General features: G+C 56.5%; 13 protein-coding genes. 4 read left to right on the top strand and 9 right to left on the bottom strand.

The features are described 5' to 3' along the window. Positions 1-86 precede the first annotated feature (86 nt). Complete coding sequence (locus tag AC1MEA_RS13330; protein ID WP_480416443.1) at positions 87-1,007, top strand: restriction endonuclease; 921 nt, start codon at positions 87-89, stop codon at positions 1,005-1,007. A gap of 498 nt (positions 1,008-1,505) precedes the next feature. Here AC1MEA_RS13330 and AC1MEA_RS13325 read toward each other — a convergent pair whose 3' ends face one another. The 6 genes from AC1MEA_RS13325 to AC1MEA_RS13300 form a co-directional block, all read right to left on the bottom strand. Beyond that, positions 1,506-2,705, bottom strand: coding sequence for a hypothetical protein (locus tag AC1MEA_RS13325; RefSeq protein WP_219064655.1), 1,200 nt, complete (start codon positions 2,703-2,705; stop codon positions 1,506-1,508). Positions 2,706-2,842: 137 nt separating this feature from the next. Beyond that, positions 2,843-3,214 carry a cupin domain-containing protein gene (locus AC1MEA_RS13320; RefSeq protein ID WP_219064654.1) on the bottom strand — a complete coding sequence of 124 codons (372 nt, stop codon included), beginning with the start codon at positions 3,212-3,214 and terminating at the stop codon, positions 2,843-2,845. 200 nt (positions 3,215-3,414) lie between these two features. Next, positions 3,415-4,122, bottom strand: a complete 708-nt coding sequence (locus tag AC1MEA_RS13315) for a hypothetical protein (protein ID WP_480416442.1) — start codon at positions 4,120-4,122, stop codon at positions 3,415-3,417. Between the two features lie 362 nt (positions 4,123-4,484). Beyond that, positions 4,485-4,679: a LuxR C-terminal-related transcriptional regulator gene (locus AC1MEA_RS13310; protein WP_480918140.1), complete on the bottom strand. Its 195-nt coding sequence runs from the start codon at positions 4,677-4,679 to the stop codon at positions 4,485-4,487. A gap of 496 nt (positions 4,680-5,175) precedes the next feature. Then, the gene (locus AC1MEA_RS13305; protein ID WP_480416441.1) at positions 5,176-5,646 is read right to left on the bottom strand and encodes a VOC family protein; all 471 of its coding nucleotides are present in this window, start codon (positions 5,644-5,646) and stop codon (positions 5,176-5,178) included. 209 nt (positions 5,647-5,855) lie between these two features. Then, on the bottom strand, positions 5,856-7,175 hold the full coding sequence (locus AC1MEA_RS13300; protein ID WP_480416440.1) for an MFS transporter: 1,320 nt from the start codon (positions 7,173-7,175) through the stop codon (positions 5,856-5,858). Positions 7,176-7,469: 294 nt separating this feature from the next. On the opposite strand from AC1MEA_RS13300, the gene AC1MEA_RS13295 reads away from it, so the two are divergent. After that, positions 7,470-9,662: a methyl-accepting chemotaxis protein gene (locus AC1MEA_RS13295; RefSeq protein WP_480416439.1), complete on the top strand. Its 2,193-nt coding sequence runs from the start codon at positions 7,470-7,472 to the stop codon at positions 9,660-9,662. 45 nt (positions 9,663-9,707) lie between these two features. On the opposite strand, the gene AC1MEA_RS13290 is transcribed toward AC1MEA_RS13295, so the two are convergent. After that, the gene (locus AC1MEA_RS13290) at positions 9,708-10,202 is read right to left on the bottom strand and encodes a GNAT family N-acetyltransferase (RefSeq protein WP_480416438.1); all 495 of its coding nucleotides are present in this window, start codon (positions 10,200-10,202) and stop codon (positions 9,708-9,710) included. A 201-nt stretch (positions 10,203-10,403) separates the two neighbouring features. Between AC1MEA_RS13290 and AC1MEA_RS13285 the strand changes: the two genes are divergently transcribed. Further along, positions 10,404-10,709, top strand: a complete 306-nt coding sequence (locus AC1MEA_RS13285; protein ID WP_480416437.1) for a PepSY domain-containing protein — start codon at positions 10,404-10,406, stop codon at positions 10,707-10,709. A 115-nt stretch (positions 10,710-10,824) separates the two neighbouring features. Here AC1MEA_RS13285 and AC1MEA_RS13280 read toward each other — a convergent pair whose 3' ends face one another. Both AC1MEA_RS13280 and AC1MEA_RS13275 read right to left on the bottom strand, forming a co-directional pair. Then, entirely contained in the window at positions 10,825-11,916 is a 1,092-nt protein-coding gene (locus tag AC1MEA_RS13280) for a PQQ-dependent sugar dehydrogenase (protein WP_480918139.1), read from the bottom strand. 65 nt (positions 11,917-11,981) lie between these two features. Then, entirely contained in the window at positions 11,982-12,353 is a 372-nt protein-coding gene (locus AC1MEA_RS13275) for a hypothetical protein (protein WP_449633595.1), read from the bottom strand. Positions 12,354-12,601: 248 nt separating this feature from the next. Here AC1MEA_RS13275 and AC1MEA_RS13270 point away from each other — a divergent pair, with 248 nt between their 5' ends. Further along, on the top strand, positions 12,602-13,435 hold the full coding sequence (locus tag AC1MEA_RS13270) for an AraC family transcriptional regulator (protein ID WP_480918138.1): 834 nt from the start codon (positions 12,602-12,604) through the stop codon (positions 13,433-13,435). Positions 13,436-13,437: the final 2 nt, after the last annotated feature.

Below are 13,437 nucleotides of genomic sequence, written 5' to 3'. Positions count from 1 at the left end.
CATTGCAGGACGAGACAGATCGCACTCCGTAGACACCGAATCACCCTGCACGTATCTTCAGATGGCCTTTCAATATCAGCGAAGTCATGGCTAAAAAAACCTCCCCATTCGAAGACCTCTTTTACATCGCCAGCAAACTCCCGTGGTGGATCAGTGCAATGATCGCCATTGCGTCAGGTATGTATCTGCATTCGATCGCCATCGCCTCGACACCGATCTATTCGGACCTGCAACACCTGGATTCAATGATCTTCAACACTGCCTTCAAAACATTCGCCACCTTCGGCCAGTACCTGGTCCCGCTGATTTTTCTCGGCGGTGCTGCGGCGTCGGTGTTCGGTCGACGTAAACGGCGTCGGTTGCTGGCGGCGGTCGCGATGCCGGGTGGCAAGACGCTTGAAGGCATTACCTGGCAGCAGTTCGAGCTGTTGGTGGGTGAGGCGTTGCGGCATCAGGGCTTTAGCGTTCAGGAAACCGGTGGGAACGGGCCGGACGGCGGGGTCGATTTGGTTGCTCGCAAGGACGGCGAAAAGTATCTGGTGCAGTGCAAGCAGTGGCGGTCGCTTCAGGTTGGCGTGCCGACGGTTCGCGAACTGTATGGGGCGATGGCGGCTGAGGGTGCGACGGGCGGATTTGTGATCACCAGTGGCCGCTTTACGGCGCCAGCGAAGCAGTTCGCTTCGGGACGGAACCTGCGGCTGGTCGATGGGGAGCTGCTGAACCAATGGGTCACAGCGACCAAGCGTCCAGGGCCGCGGCCTACTTCGGCTGTCGTAGAGGAACGGGTGGAACCGGTCATTGTTGCTGAGGTTGCAAAAGCGCCACCAGTCGCTGAACCTCCGGCCAAACCATCCCCAGCTAAACCGGTAGCGCCTGCTTGCCCTCATTGCAGGAAGCCGATGGTGATCAGAGTCGCCCGAAGTGGCGCTAATGCGGGGGGTGACTTCTGGGGGTGTTCTTCATATCCGGGTTGTAAGGGCATTCGTCCTATATTCCGGCCTCTGTAAGATGGCTCCTGTTAAACAGCTTATAAGCAATTGAAATGGCTGGATTCACCACCGCAGGAAGGTCCTTCGGACCTTATCGCAGACAAGTCAGCTCCTACCTGAACCGAGTTTGCTGCGCGATAGTCCTATCAAACAATCGATAACCATCTGAAATAAAACATTATTTGTAGGCGCTGACTTGTCTGCGAATAAGCCCGGCACGGGCTTCCGACAGGTTTGGGTTTGCCCCTGCAGCCATGATCAGCTGCTGGCGGGTGTTGGATCGAGTGCGGCAGGTGGTCCTGCGCTGGATGGTCTTCGCAGACAAGTCAGCTCCTACCTGAACCGAGTTTGCTGCGCGACAGTCCTATCAAACAATCGATAACCATCTGAAATAGAACATTATTTGTAGGAGCTGACTTGTCTGCGAATAAGCCCGGCACGGGCTTCCGACAGGTTTGGGCTTGACCCTGCAGCCATGATCACCTGCTGGCGGGTGTTGGATCGAGTGCGCGAGCCTTAGTCTGGTAAATCCAGCGCCATGCCGCCGGGGTGTTGTTTGATTTCGCTGTAAGGCACTACCGACCACTCCGGGCTTTCGCAGGCGCGCATCACGCGGGCGAAGGATGGACCGAAGTACAGGCCGCCGGGTTTGAAGTACCAGGCCGGGAAGCTCCAGATGTTCGGATCGCTAAAGTTGCAGTCCTGGTCTTTTGTTGCCGGTTTTTTCATTTTTTCCGGGGCGGAGATTTTCAGCTGGCTCACGATCCAGGGCGCGAACTGCTTGTTGCGGTAGTTAGAGAAGGTGTCAAAGCTCACGCTGGATGAGTCTTTTCCGTTAGCGTCCTCGCGATCATCGTAATGGAAGGCTTTGCCTTTACCAATCCAGAGCACGTCTTCCAGCGACAGCGATTTGCCCGTGTTCACATCGACGCTGATCGGCGAGTCGCCGAAGTCAGGATGTGCACCGCCACAGTTGTAGCGGGTGAAGATATTCACGCTGACGATGCCGGGCGACAGCAGCTCGGGCGTGACCGTTTGCTGAAAGTCGGCGCCGAAGCGGCTGCCCTGGAGCAGGCAGGCGTGGTAACTGACCACTTCATTCCACAGACGGGCGCGCAGTTGTTGATTGATGCGATCACGCTGCTCCGGTGTGTAGCCCGAGGTGATCTCGAACAACGAGAGCTTGGATTCCGGTTCCGTCCACCATTGCAGGGTGTAGCCCATGAAGGTCTGCATCCTGTCCGGCTGGAGCGGCAAGCCTTGCAGGCGCAGGTAATCGTAGGGTGACTGTTGATAGATCGTCTGCCAACCCGCCTCGGTACCTTCAGGCGGTGGCGGTACTTGTGTTTCGGTCAGTTCAACCATGAGGGTTTTACCCTCCGGGCCTCTCCATTCACCTTGCCAGTCTGATTGTGCGCCTTGATGCAAGAGCAGCTCGGGAAGCACTTTGCCGCTGTTGTCATCCAGACCCTCCTCGAGGGTGAGATCCTTCCCGCTCAAGACGCCGCTGAGTGGCAAGTCATTGTGGTACTCCTCGTAGAAGTACCGACCGCTGACCACCATCGGATCGCTCAGGTCCAGCTCCAGTACAATCGGCATATTGCCCAGTGTGCCTGTGAAGACGTGCAGGGGTTCGCTGGCGTGAAGGGTGAATGGCAGGAGTGCACAGAGGAGGATGGCGTACGCAGGACCGGGGCTGAACAATCCTTTGGTCATGAGGCAATCCTTTAGCAAAGGGATGGACGATCCTCGAACTCTAGATACAAAGCTCATTTCGTGCCCGAACAATTGCAAAAGGGGCTGACTCATTGATCATCAATGAACCGCCCCTTTTACCCTCGTTTCGAACAAGATCAAGCCTTCTTGGCGTAGTTGGTTGCGCCAAACCAGTCGACCAGCACGACCGTTTCGTTGCCAACGACCCAGGCATCATGGCCTTGGGGCAACGAGGTGATGTCTCCGGGTCCGGCGATAAACTCTGTGCCGTCATCCATGCGAATGGCGATTCTGCCCGCGACGTGGTACTGGAAATGCGGCGCCTGGCAGCTGGCTGTTTTGGCCAGAGGCTTGATGTCATTTGACCAGCGCCAACCGGGCTCGAAGGTATATCGGCCCACTTCTGCGTCGCCGATTTTGAGGATTTCAGCTTTGCCGTGACCAAACTCCCGGACTTCATCGGGTTTGGAGTAGGACTTGTGTTCGGTTTTTTGCTCGTGAGTGTGCATGACAGGGTTCCTTGATCGAGTGACTGGATAATCCCAAGCCCCGGAGCCGATGTCCCGACCGCTACAAGGCTTGGGGGGCGCCCCCAATAAAGTACCTAATCAGTCTAGTACCGAATTCTGGTCCCCCCATTGATTGATCTTGAGAACGGTGACGTTCGGTTGGCATTGGATAACGAGCGCTTGGTGTCAGTTGAATGCGTTCACCCGCGTGCACCCAGGCTTACCAGCAGACTTTCGGGTGTTTGTTCAGCAAAAATTTCACTCAGTGGTTTGTCCAGAGTCAGCGTGCCGTAGAGCCGCTCCTCGCGCTCCAGATAGCGTTGTTGCACGTCCCGATAGCCCTCCGGATAAATGCTCTGCTCTACTGGCAGCAAGGCGTCGAAATGTTCAAGCAGGCCTTTAAAGACCACCCTTCGCTCAACCGTTTCATGGGTTGTCGCGATCAAGCGGGCGAAAAACTGGCCATCGAAGGTCCGAAGTTCTTCACTCGCGGCATAACGCTCAGCAAGGTTATAGGGGCCTAAATCGTCATAAACGATGCAGCACAGCGAAGCCCTTGGCAGGTCGGCGAAAGGGTTCTCGCCAGACGCTCGACGCTGCTGGCAACCCAGTGCAAATTCCAGCGCTTTTTCAGCCAGCATCAGCCGCGTTGGGTCAGTGCTTTCAGGCAATATTTGAAGGTAGGGCGCCTGCCGCCCCTGCTCAGCCACCTGAATGGAAAAAGCGGCCAAAATACCTCGCGGACCCACGATTCTCCCTTGCAGGTCCTGCAGTTCAGGTTTCGACAACCTGGCCTGTCGAGCCGCCAACTGCGAACAGTCCATCGGCAAACACTCATCGATATTGCAGAAGTCGATCCATTGCGGGGTATAGACGGTTGCATCAGCCGCGGTCATGGAAACATTCACGAGGGTTACTCCACTTGTTATTAAGAAGACGTCCTGATTTTGTATTTCTTTGCATTCACTCATTGTCCCACTGCTGCCGACCAGCAAGGGAACACCCCCCGACCCTGCGAGCAAATAAGTCAATGCGAGTTCAATACACGCCATTATCGTTAGTCGATAATGTGAGCATTAACGTTTATTCAAGGCAGCCGAATGCCTGCCAAGACAAACACACTCCAAACAGTAAATTGATAACTAATATTGACGATCGTCAATGGCACCGATCCGCATTCAGTCCGTCACAACGCCCGATACGAACTCAGCGATTAGTATTATGAACACCCTGACTTCACACACAATCCTACAGATGTAGGGGGTCATGGTTATTTTGAATCTTGTTTGGACATATACTGCGCCATTAACGCCGCACGGGTCTTGACTCCATTTTTCTTCAACAGAGACGAGACATGGTCACGAGCGGTGTAGCCGCTGATACCCAGGGCCTCAGCGATTTGCTTGTTGGTGTTACCGCACAGCAGAAGGGACAGGACATCACGCTCTCTCCGTGTTACCCGCATAGGTTTCAAGCCTTTTATTATTGAGCATCCGACACACACAGGCAGACAGCTTCTTACTGCCTCCTTTCTTGACCTTAAACAGTAAGTCGGCACATCGGCCCATTTATTTAGAATGTTTTCACGCAAATAAATATCAGGCATTTTTTTACGATTGCTCGCTACAGCACTTGGCACTTAGAGAATATTCCTACAATAAAATAGGACCTAACACGTAGGTCAAACACTAACGCCGCACATAAAATCTGCGCAAAAAAATCCTCATCGATCATTTACCCCACCGGGTAAACCCTCAACGCGCAGAAGCATTTCGATATCAGTTGTATAGACAGGCAGAATAAACTTCAGGAATGATAATTACAATCATCTGTTACAAATAACGCTGTAACAAAACAGCACTTCTGTTGTCGAGCATGGCGGTTTGCCGAGGGATGTCGCAGACCAGCACGCCGAGCTGACGGAGGTCAGACTGGCGACGTGCTGAGTATCGCGGGGACCGTCAGGCCTGCATTTGTTTGAAGGCCACTTCGGCACGCTTGCCGATTTGCTCGGGCGTCAGGTCTTCCTTGTGGGTAGCGATGAACCACAAGTGTCCAAAAGGATCTCTCACCGCGCCAGAACGGTCACCGTAAAACTGATCCTTGACCTCACTCACGACCGTGGCCCCTGCCTCGACGGCGCGCTTGAATTGCGTGTCGACGTCGGGCACATACAGGTACATGCCGAATGAAGTTTTACTCATCGGATCGGCGCTGTTGAACCCGCCTTGATCACACGGATCGGCGAGCATCAGCCTGGAATCACCGATCTGAATGTCGGCGTGCCCGACTTTACCGTCGGGGTTATTGAGGTGGAAATTCTCAGTGGCGCCAAAAGCCTTTTTGTAAAACTCGATGGCCTTGGCTGCATCTTTGACGCCCATGTACACGGTCAGGCTATGGAAGCCCTCCGGGATTGCTTTGACGCTCATGTCCATTCTCCTTTTTACGAAGATAGGTTCGGCTTACAAAGACAGGTACGCCGGTTGGTCAACTGAAGACCAGGTCCGTTCGTTGCGGCAGATCAGACACAGCTGGCCGTCTTTAAGGAGGGCCTGTCGGTCGAGGCGGTTTCTGCCTCCCGACGTCGCTGCTCACTGATGCCTTATTTTATGACGCATTCGGTTGCCTCGAAAGGTCCTCAGCGTGCGGCTCTTACTGCCATGACACCATCAACTTCAACGCCTCGATGCAGGCCGAAAAAAGTCGCCGTCAGCACACCCACGACACCCATGATTGCGCAATAACCTACGCATACCCACGGGCTCCACGGCATCAGTGCGATCAACATCAACGGCGTTGTGCTGGCCCAGAGTGCGTAGGCAATATTGTAGGTGAAGGAAATACCCGACACACGGATATGCGCCGGGAACAGCCCGACCATTACCGACGGCACCACGCCGACGATGCCGCAGGACAACCCCGCGATGGCATAGGCAAGGCCGGGGGAGAGCCAGCCGCCGATCAGGCTGGCATACAACAACGTAATCCCCAGCGGCAACAGCAGGCTGTACAGCACAACGCCGCGCCAGGCGCCGAAACGATCCACTACCAGACCGGCCAGAACGCAGCCGATGTTCAGAAAAACAATCCCCAGAGCGCTCAGGGCGAACGTGTGGCTCGCAGTCATGCCGAATCGTTGCTGCATCACTGTCGGGGTGATCACCACCAGCACCACCACCGCAGAGGTCAGCACGCACGTCAGCAACGCCGCAGGTAATAATGCCTGGCGATGCTCGCGCAGCACCGCTCGCAACGGAAACTCGGGCTGGGCTTCACGCTGGGCCTGCAGGGCCATGAACACCGGGGTTTCGCTCAACCAGCGCCGAAGCCAGACACCCACCACGCCAAACACACCGCCCAGCAGAAACGGAATGCGCCAGGCGTAATCGAGAATTTCCGCAGGGCTGAACACCTGCGCCAGCCAGGTCGCCGTCAGCGCGCCCAGCAAATAGCCAAACGTCAGCCCGGCTTGTAGCACGCCCAGTGCATAGCCACGATGGCCTCTGGGCGCATGCTCGGCGACGAACACCCAGGCGCTCGGGACCTCGCCACCCACTGCGGCGCCTTGCAGGATACGCAGAGCCAACAGAATCAGCGGCGCCCAGTAACCGATCTGGGCATAGGTCGGCATCACCCCGATCAGCAGGCATGGCAGTGCCATCAATAAAATGCTCAGGCTGAACACGCGCTTGCGGCCCAATCGGTCAGCGAAATGCGCCATCAGGATGCCGCCCAGCGGCCGCGCCAGGTAACCGGTGACGAAAATGCCGAAGCTTTGCAGCAAGCGCAGCCATTCAGGCATGTCTGGCGGAAAAAACAGCTGACTCAAGGTCAGCGCGAAGAACACAAAGATGATGAAGTCATAGATTTCCAGCGCCCCACCCAGCGCCGCAAGGCCCAGGGTTGTGTAGTCCGCCCGGGACAGCGGCTGGAGGCGTGGTCGGATAATGGCTGTCATGAGCAATCCAGAACGTGAAGTGATTAAGGCTCGACCGTCACGACAGGCCGCTCCGTTGAAACTGTCACGCGACGCTTTTCGCCCGGACGCAGGACGCGAAGCATAGCAAAGTGCACTTGATGGGCTACGCCCTCTGACGGGCACGCTTATCAGAAAGCGCACTTCAATAGCGCACAAAAACGACATTTAAATAGGGTAAAACGCCAAAAAACGACTGATATGTCTGTATTTTTGTGAAAAAACGCACTTATTTTAGGGCATGGCTCGGTCCTTGCGTGTTCGCTGGCATCTTTGATGCCGTTGTTTAAGGAGTCCGGCATGACCTTGCACAGTGATTCAATGCAGCTATCCACCGCTGAAAAGCATTGGCTGCCCTGGTTCGGCAAGACAGGAAAACTGGCCATGAGGCGCTCCTGTCGCATGAACAAGTCCACTTACTCAGTGATCGAAGGCACGTTCGAATCAATCGCCGAAACCCGCGTCAAATTGCTCCAGCACTGGGCTCAAGAGTATTGGGAACACGTGAGCGAGCTGAGCACCAACGTCGCACGCGACCTCACCCGAATCGACACCACGGTACTGGTAGAGAAGCTCAGCCAGGCGTCGGACTTTTCCGAACTTTTTGTCGTCGATACTCAGGGCGAGGTGCTTGCCTCGACATGGCCGGCGCATTGCAAAGCCAAAGACCTGGACCCTCGCGCACTGGCAGAAGGCCTGAAAAAGCCTTTCTTGCACGGCCCCTACAGCGATCCACTGACCTTGAAGATTGGCCCGTCGTCCTCACGCTTCCATGACGAAGTCACCCTGATGTTCTATCAGCCGCTCTTGCTCGATGGCAAAGTGCTGGGGTGCCTGTGCGGACGGGTGCCGAACGATGTGCTTGGGGATTTGATCCAGCGCGAAGCCGGGCATATCTACCCTGAGTCTGGCGATAACTACCTGTTCATGGTCAAGGCCGGTTTCGACCGTACCTTGCAACCTGGCATCGCACTGTCCCGCTCGCGCTTCGAGGACAACGCATTTACCCACGGGGAAAACCTCAAGACGGGCGTACACACGGCTTGGGGCCCGGTGCAGATCCAGCGTCACACCGAACTCGAATTGCGCTTTATTGATCCCGCCACTCAACAATTGCACCCCGGCGTGCGCGAAACCATTCGCAGCGGTTCTAACCTGTTCGTCACCTATCCCGGTTATTCCGACTACCGGCACATCCCGGTGATTGGCAAAGGCGTGACCTTCCAGTTGCCCGGCTCGGCGGATCGCTGGGGCATGATGTGTGAAGCCGATCTGGAGGAAGTCTATCGGCGCCGCTCTCTGAGCTACGGCCTGATGAAACCCTATCTGGCCACCATGGGCGGCCTGTTCACCTGCAATTATCTGGTCCAGCACTACAGCGGCCTGGGTCAGTTGCAAATCGACGGCATCGAGATATTCAGCATGGCGATCACCGCCCTGCTGTTCTCGTCGTTCGGGCCCAAACGTCTGGCGGTGCGCCTGAGTGACATGACACAAGTGATTCGCACCATTGCAGAAGGCGAAGGCAACCTGCGTCAGCGCCTTGATACCAAGAAGATGGCCAACGACGAAACCGGTGACATGAGCCGCTGGATCAACAGCTTCATCGACAATCTGGATGCGGTGGTCGGCCAGGTGATTCACGCCTCCAAAAGCATGGGCAAAACTAACGCGCTCATGCTCGGCAGCAGCCAGGAAGCCGGTTTTACCTCCACCGAAGTGGCTGAAGCGGTAAACCGCATGATGCTGATCGTCGAGGGGCAACTGGGCGAAATCAACCAGGCGTCATTGACGGCCGAGCAGATGAAGCAGGCCATGGACGACGTGGTACGGCGTGCTCGCGAGCAGTTTGAGGCGGTCCGCGTCGGCACCCAGTCGATTCGCGACGTGGTCGAGCGCTCGGCTTCCAGTGTGCAGTTGCTCGACAGCAGGATGGCGCAGATCAGCAATATCGTCGGTCTGATCACCAACATCACCAATCAGACCAACCTGCTGGCGCTCAATGCCGCCATCGAAGCCGCTCGCGCCGGTGAGCACGGTCGTGGCTTTGCGGTAGTCGCCGATGAAGTACGCAGCCTGGCCATCCGTACCGCCAGTGCCGCCGATGACATTAAACACATGGTCGAGGGGCTGCAAAGCGAAACCCAACAAGCCGTGGCCTTCATGGAGAGCGGCGTGCAGGACGTCGACAACCACCTGCGCACGACCGAGGACGCTTCATCGGAAAACGCTCAGCTGCACCATGAGGTGGAAAGCATGATCAGCATCATCCAGCAACTCAGCGACCGCAGCCTGGATTATGGCAAGACCATCAAGCGTGTCGACTTGGCCTCAGGCGAGATGCGCCAGACCGTGGTTGTCCTGCAAAGCAGCGCGGAAACCGTGCGCCTGAATGCCAACAAACTGCAAAAACTGGTGGGCCAGTTTGAAGTCAGCAGCGCGCGGGAGAGAAGCGCTTTGGCTTCGTAGATACACGGCCTCACAGGCACTTCGACAAGGACGTCGTCCCCTCACTTACTGCCCAGGCGTGACCGCAGACTCTGGCAGCACCTTCTCCATATACAGACTGCGCAAGCTGATGCCGCTGGGGTGGACGTATTCCTCGTCCCTGATCGCGATAAAGCCAGCCGCCTGATAAAACGCAACAGCATTCAGCGAGGCAAACAGGTACAAGCGCCTGAATGCGTATTGCAACGCCAGTGCCTCGATGCCCAGCAGCAATTGTTTGCCGATGCCTTTTCCGCCGTGGTCCGGGTCGACGAAGATGGCATCGACTTCACCGGTTTGCAGGTCGAGGATCGCATAGCCCCGCAGTTGGCCATCCTCTTCGGCGATCAACGCGCCTTGGCTGGCAATCAGTCGGAGGTACGTCTCTGGCGCGGTCGTCGCACTCCAGATGTCGATCTGTGCCGGCGAATAATGGCTGGCGCAACTGACCCGCACCGCGCGGGTTCTGAGCGCCCACAGGCGCGGTATATCGTCGATGAATGCCGGTTTGAGTTCGATCATTGCCTTGTTCACACACCCTATCGAGAAGTCATTCAACTGCGAGCGGCTCGAGTGCGGCCGCTTGCCTTTGCACGGAAATATCCCTGTTACCGTCGTCATGGCAGGAAGGTATTTCCAGCGAACCGGAGACAATTAAGCCTGAATTAAGTCTGGGGGGTTACTCTGGACTCAATCAAACAGTTGAACCCAAAGGAAAATCCAATGAAAACCTTGAATGCCATGTTCGCCACCCTTGCCCTGACGGCTGTAGCGGGCCTCGCACAAGCGGATATCGGTCCCGATGAAATCGTGCGCTTGCACAAGGCTGGCACCGTAATGGACTTCGAAGTGCTGAACAAAGCAGCGCTGGTCAAACACCCTGGCGCAACCCTGCACAGCACCGAACTGGAAAACTCCTACGGTCGCTACATCTACCAAACCGAAATGGTCGACGCTAAAGGCGTCAAATGGGATGTAGACCTGGACGCCAAGACAGGTGAAGTACTGAAAGACAAGCAAGATACCTGAGTGAGCATCATTGCTGCCCGGCCAACTTTCTGCGCCTGACACAATGCTTCGCGAGTGAATTCGCGCCCACAGATTGTTCATAATTCTGTGGAAGCACATTCATTCGCGAAAAGGCTTACTCCAGCCCCACCTTCAACAACGCCCCGTCATCCGAGTCTGTCAGCACATACAGGTACCCATCCGGGCCCATCCGCACGTCGCGGATTCGTGCTTTCAACTCGCCCAACAAACGCTCCTCATGGACGACTTTGTCGCCATCGAATTGCAGGCGAATCAACGTCTCCGCTGCCAACGCACCAATAAACAGGTTGTGGTTCCAAGGCTTGAAGCGATCAGAATCGTAGAACGCCATGCCGCTGATGGCCGGGGATTTTTCCCAGACATGCCTGGGCGGCACGGTGCCTTCGACGGTTTTGCCTTTGGCTTCCGAGATCGGCTGCAAGGTGTAGTCGATGCCGTGGGTTGCTATCGGCCAGCCGTAATTCTTGCCGGCTTCGATGATGTTGATTTCATCCCCGCCTCTTGGCCCGTGCTCATGGGTCCAGAGGGCGCCGGTCCAGGGGTTCAGCGCCGCGCCTTGCGGGTTGCGATGGCCATAGGACCAGATTTCAGGTCGTACCCCTTGCTGCCCGACAAAGGGATTGTCCTCCGGCACTCTGCCGTCGGGGAAGATACGCACGACCTTGCCTTGCAGCTTGTCCAGATCCTGAGCCGTTGGACGGTCGTTGTTTTCGCCCAAAGTGATGAACAGATAGCCGTCGCGGTCAAAGACCATCCGCGAGCCGAAGTGATTGCCCGTCGACAGTTTCGGTTCCTGACGGAAAATCACGTTGAAGTTCTCCAGCCTGCTCATGTCGAGGGAGAGCCGGCCACGACCGACAGCCGTGCCAGCCGTCCCGCCCTCGCCGCCACCCTCGGCATACGAGACGTAAACCAGACGGTCATTGGCGAAGTCGGGGGACAGCACTACATCAAGCAAACCACCCTGCCCTTTCGCCCAGACCTTCGGCACGCCTGACAGCGGTTTCGACAGTTTGCCGTCTGCGGACACGATACGCAGATTGCCTGGCCGCTCGGTCACCAACATGCCCTGCTTGTTCGGCAAGAACGCCAACGCCCAAGGGTGATCCAGACCGTTCACCACCTCACTGACACTGACCGCCCCCAATTCACTGTTGAGCTTTTGCGGCTGAGCAGCGGACGCCATCAAGGGCACGCCGAACAAGACGCTGACGCAGAGTGTCGCGATCAATGTTTTCCGCGGCGTGCGGTTCAATTCAGGTCCCCGCGCTGGATTTTCTTCACGCCCCCGGAGGGTTGCTGGCGGGTCGGGTAACCATTGCCAATGCCGCCGTTCTCCAGGGTAGGAGGTCGCGGGTTGGGGACGGTATTCGGCCCGCGCACCGGAGGAGTACTGGATTCTGTGCCTTGTCGACTATTGGGGTTGGCGCGACGGATGGGGCTGTTGTAGGGGTTATTGTTGCTGTTGTTGAGCATGCCCGGTGAACTGGCACCCGCGAGCATCAGGTCACGATCCAGATCCATAGGGGCTGAAGCGCTTTGGGAGTGGGCCATGCTGGCCATGCCCATTCCCAGAAACCCACTCAGCGTCAGTGTTGCAATACTGCGCACTAGACTATTCATCGCTTACCTTCTGTTCGAAACGGTCACGACACAGGTGTTTGATAACCGTTGCGTCTCTAGGTTCGCCCTCAAACTGCAAACAGATCAACCTGTGCGGGAATCAGTGTGTAACAAAAATAGTCTGCGCCAATGGACGGCTCACATTCCAGTGGCAAAGCGTTTCTGCCACGCGCCGAGCTGACTGAATGCGGTTACAGTGATCGGCACGGATTATGATTCTGTCAGCCCGAGGTGAAGGAGCGGTGGCCATAATGGAAAAAGCAGCCGAACAAGAGGCCGTAGGTCCGCAGTTCTGGCGTGATGAACACCTGCCATTCATCGAAGCCCGGTCGATTCAGGATGGGCGGCAGATCTGCTATGACCGACACGCCCACGAAACTTTTTCCATCGGCGCGGTTACAGGCGGGCACAGCACCTACCTGAACGGACGCTCGCAGGAACGCATCGGAGCCGGTGTGGTAGTGCTCATGAACCCGGACGATGTTCATGCCTGCAATCCACTGGATGATCATCCGTGGTCTTATCGAATGATGTACGTGGATGTTGCCTGGCTGACGCGCCTTCAGCATGAACTGGGTTTTAGCGAAAATCAGGACTTCAGAGCGTTTTCGGCGATCATGAGCACGGAGCCCGCGCTGTATAGGGGGCTCAATCACCTGTACGCGGTGCTCACCGACACCCAAACCGATACGTTGCATAAGCACACTGCCGCTATCGAGTTTTTCACCCATGTACAGCAGACGCTCAACCCTGCTCCGGCCTTGGCCAAAGATGCCAACTTAAAACTCAAACGTGCCGCGGACTTCATCAGCGAGCACTGCACGCGATCATTGAGCCTGGAAGAGATCTGCGCGTCGGCTGATTTGTCGGCGTCCTACCTGATCCGCGCGTTCAAGCAGCACTACGGCATGACACCCCATGCGTACCTGATTAACCGCCGCCTGCAATTCGGCCGCGCACAGCTCAAGCGGGGTCATCGGATTGCGGATGTTGCCCTTGAGGCGGGCTTTGCAGATCAGGCGCATTTTCAGCGGGCATTCAAACGCTTCCATGCCGCCACGCCACGCCAGTACCGAGGCTGACG

The sequence above is a fragment of the Pseudomonas sp. ASL8 genome, assembly GCF_056680355.1.
This window is presented reverse-complemented; position numbering and strand designations above follow the sequence as displayed.

Excerpts from the sequence above, each read along its gene's own strand:
- AC1MEA_RS13330 (WP_480416443.1), top strand. The coding sequence starts at position 87 with ATGGCTAAAAAAACCTCCCCATTCGAAGACCTCTTTTACATCGCCAGC.
- AC1MEA_RS13325 (WP_219064655.1), bottom strand. The coding sequence starts at position 2,705 with ATGACCAAAGGATTGTTCAGCCCCGGTCCTGCGTACGCCATCCTCCTC.
- AC1MEA_RS13320 (WP_219064654.1), bottom strand. The coding sequence starts at position 3,214 with ATGCACACTCACGAGCAAAAAACCGAACACAAGTCCTACTCCAAACCC.
- AC1MEA_RS13310 (WP_480918140.1), bottom strand. The coding sequence starts at position 4,679 with ATGCGGGTAACACGGAGAGAGCGTGATGTCCTGTCCCTTCTGCTGTGC.
- AC1MEA_RS13305 (WP_480416441.1), bottom strand. The coding sequence starts at position 5,646 with ATGAGCGTCAAAGCAATCCCGGAGGGCTTCCATAGCCTGACCGTGTAC.
- AC1MEA_RS13300 (WP_480416440.1), bottom strand. The coding sequence starts at position 7,175 with ATGACAGCCATTATCCGACCACGCCTCCAGCCGCTGTCCCGGGCGGAC.
- AC1MEA_RS13295 (WP_480416439.1), top strand. The coding sequence starts at position 7,470 with ATGCCGTTGTTTAAGGAGTCCGGCATGACCTTGCACAGTGATTCAATG.
- AC1MEA_RS13290 (WP_480416438.1), bottom strand. The coding sequence starts at position 10,202 with ATGATCGAACTCAAACCGGCATTCATCGACGATATACCGCGCCTGTGG.
- AC1MEA_RS13285 (WP_480416437.1), top strand. The coding sequence starts at position 10,404 with ATGAAAACCTTGAATGCCATGTTCGCCACCCTTGCCCTGACGGCTGTA.
- AC1MEA_RS13280 (WP_480918139.1), bottom strand. The coding sequence starts at position 11,916 with ATGGCGTCCGCTGCTCAGCCGCAAAAGCTCAACAGTGAATTGGGGGCG.
- AC1MEA_RS13275 (WP_449633595.1), bottom strand. The coding sequence starts at position 12,353 with ATGAATAGTCTAGTGCGCAGTATTGCAACACTGACGCTGAGTGGGTTT.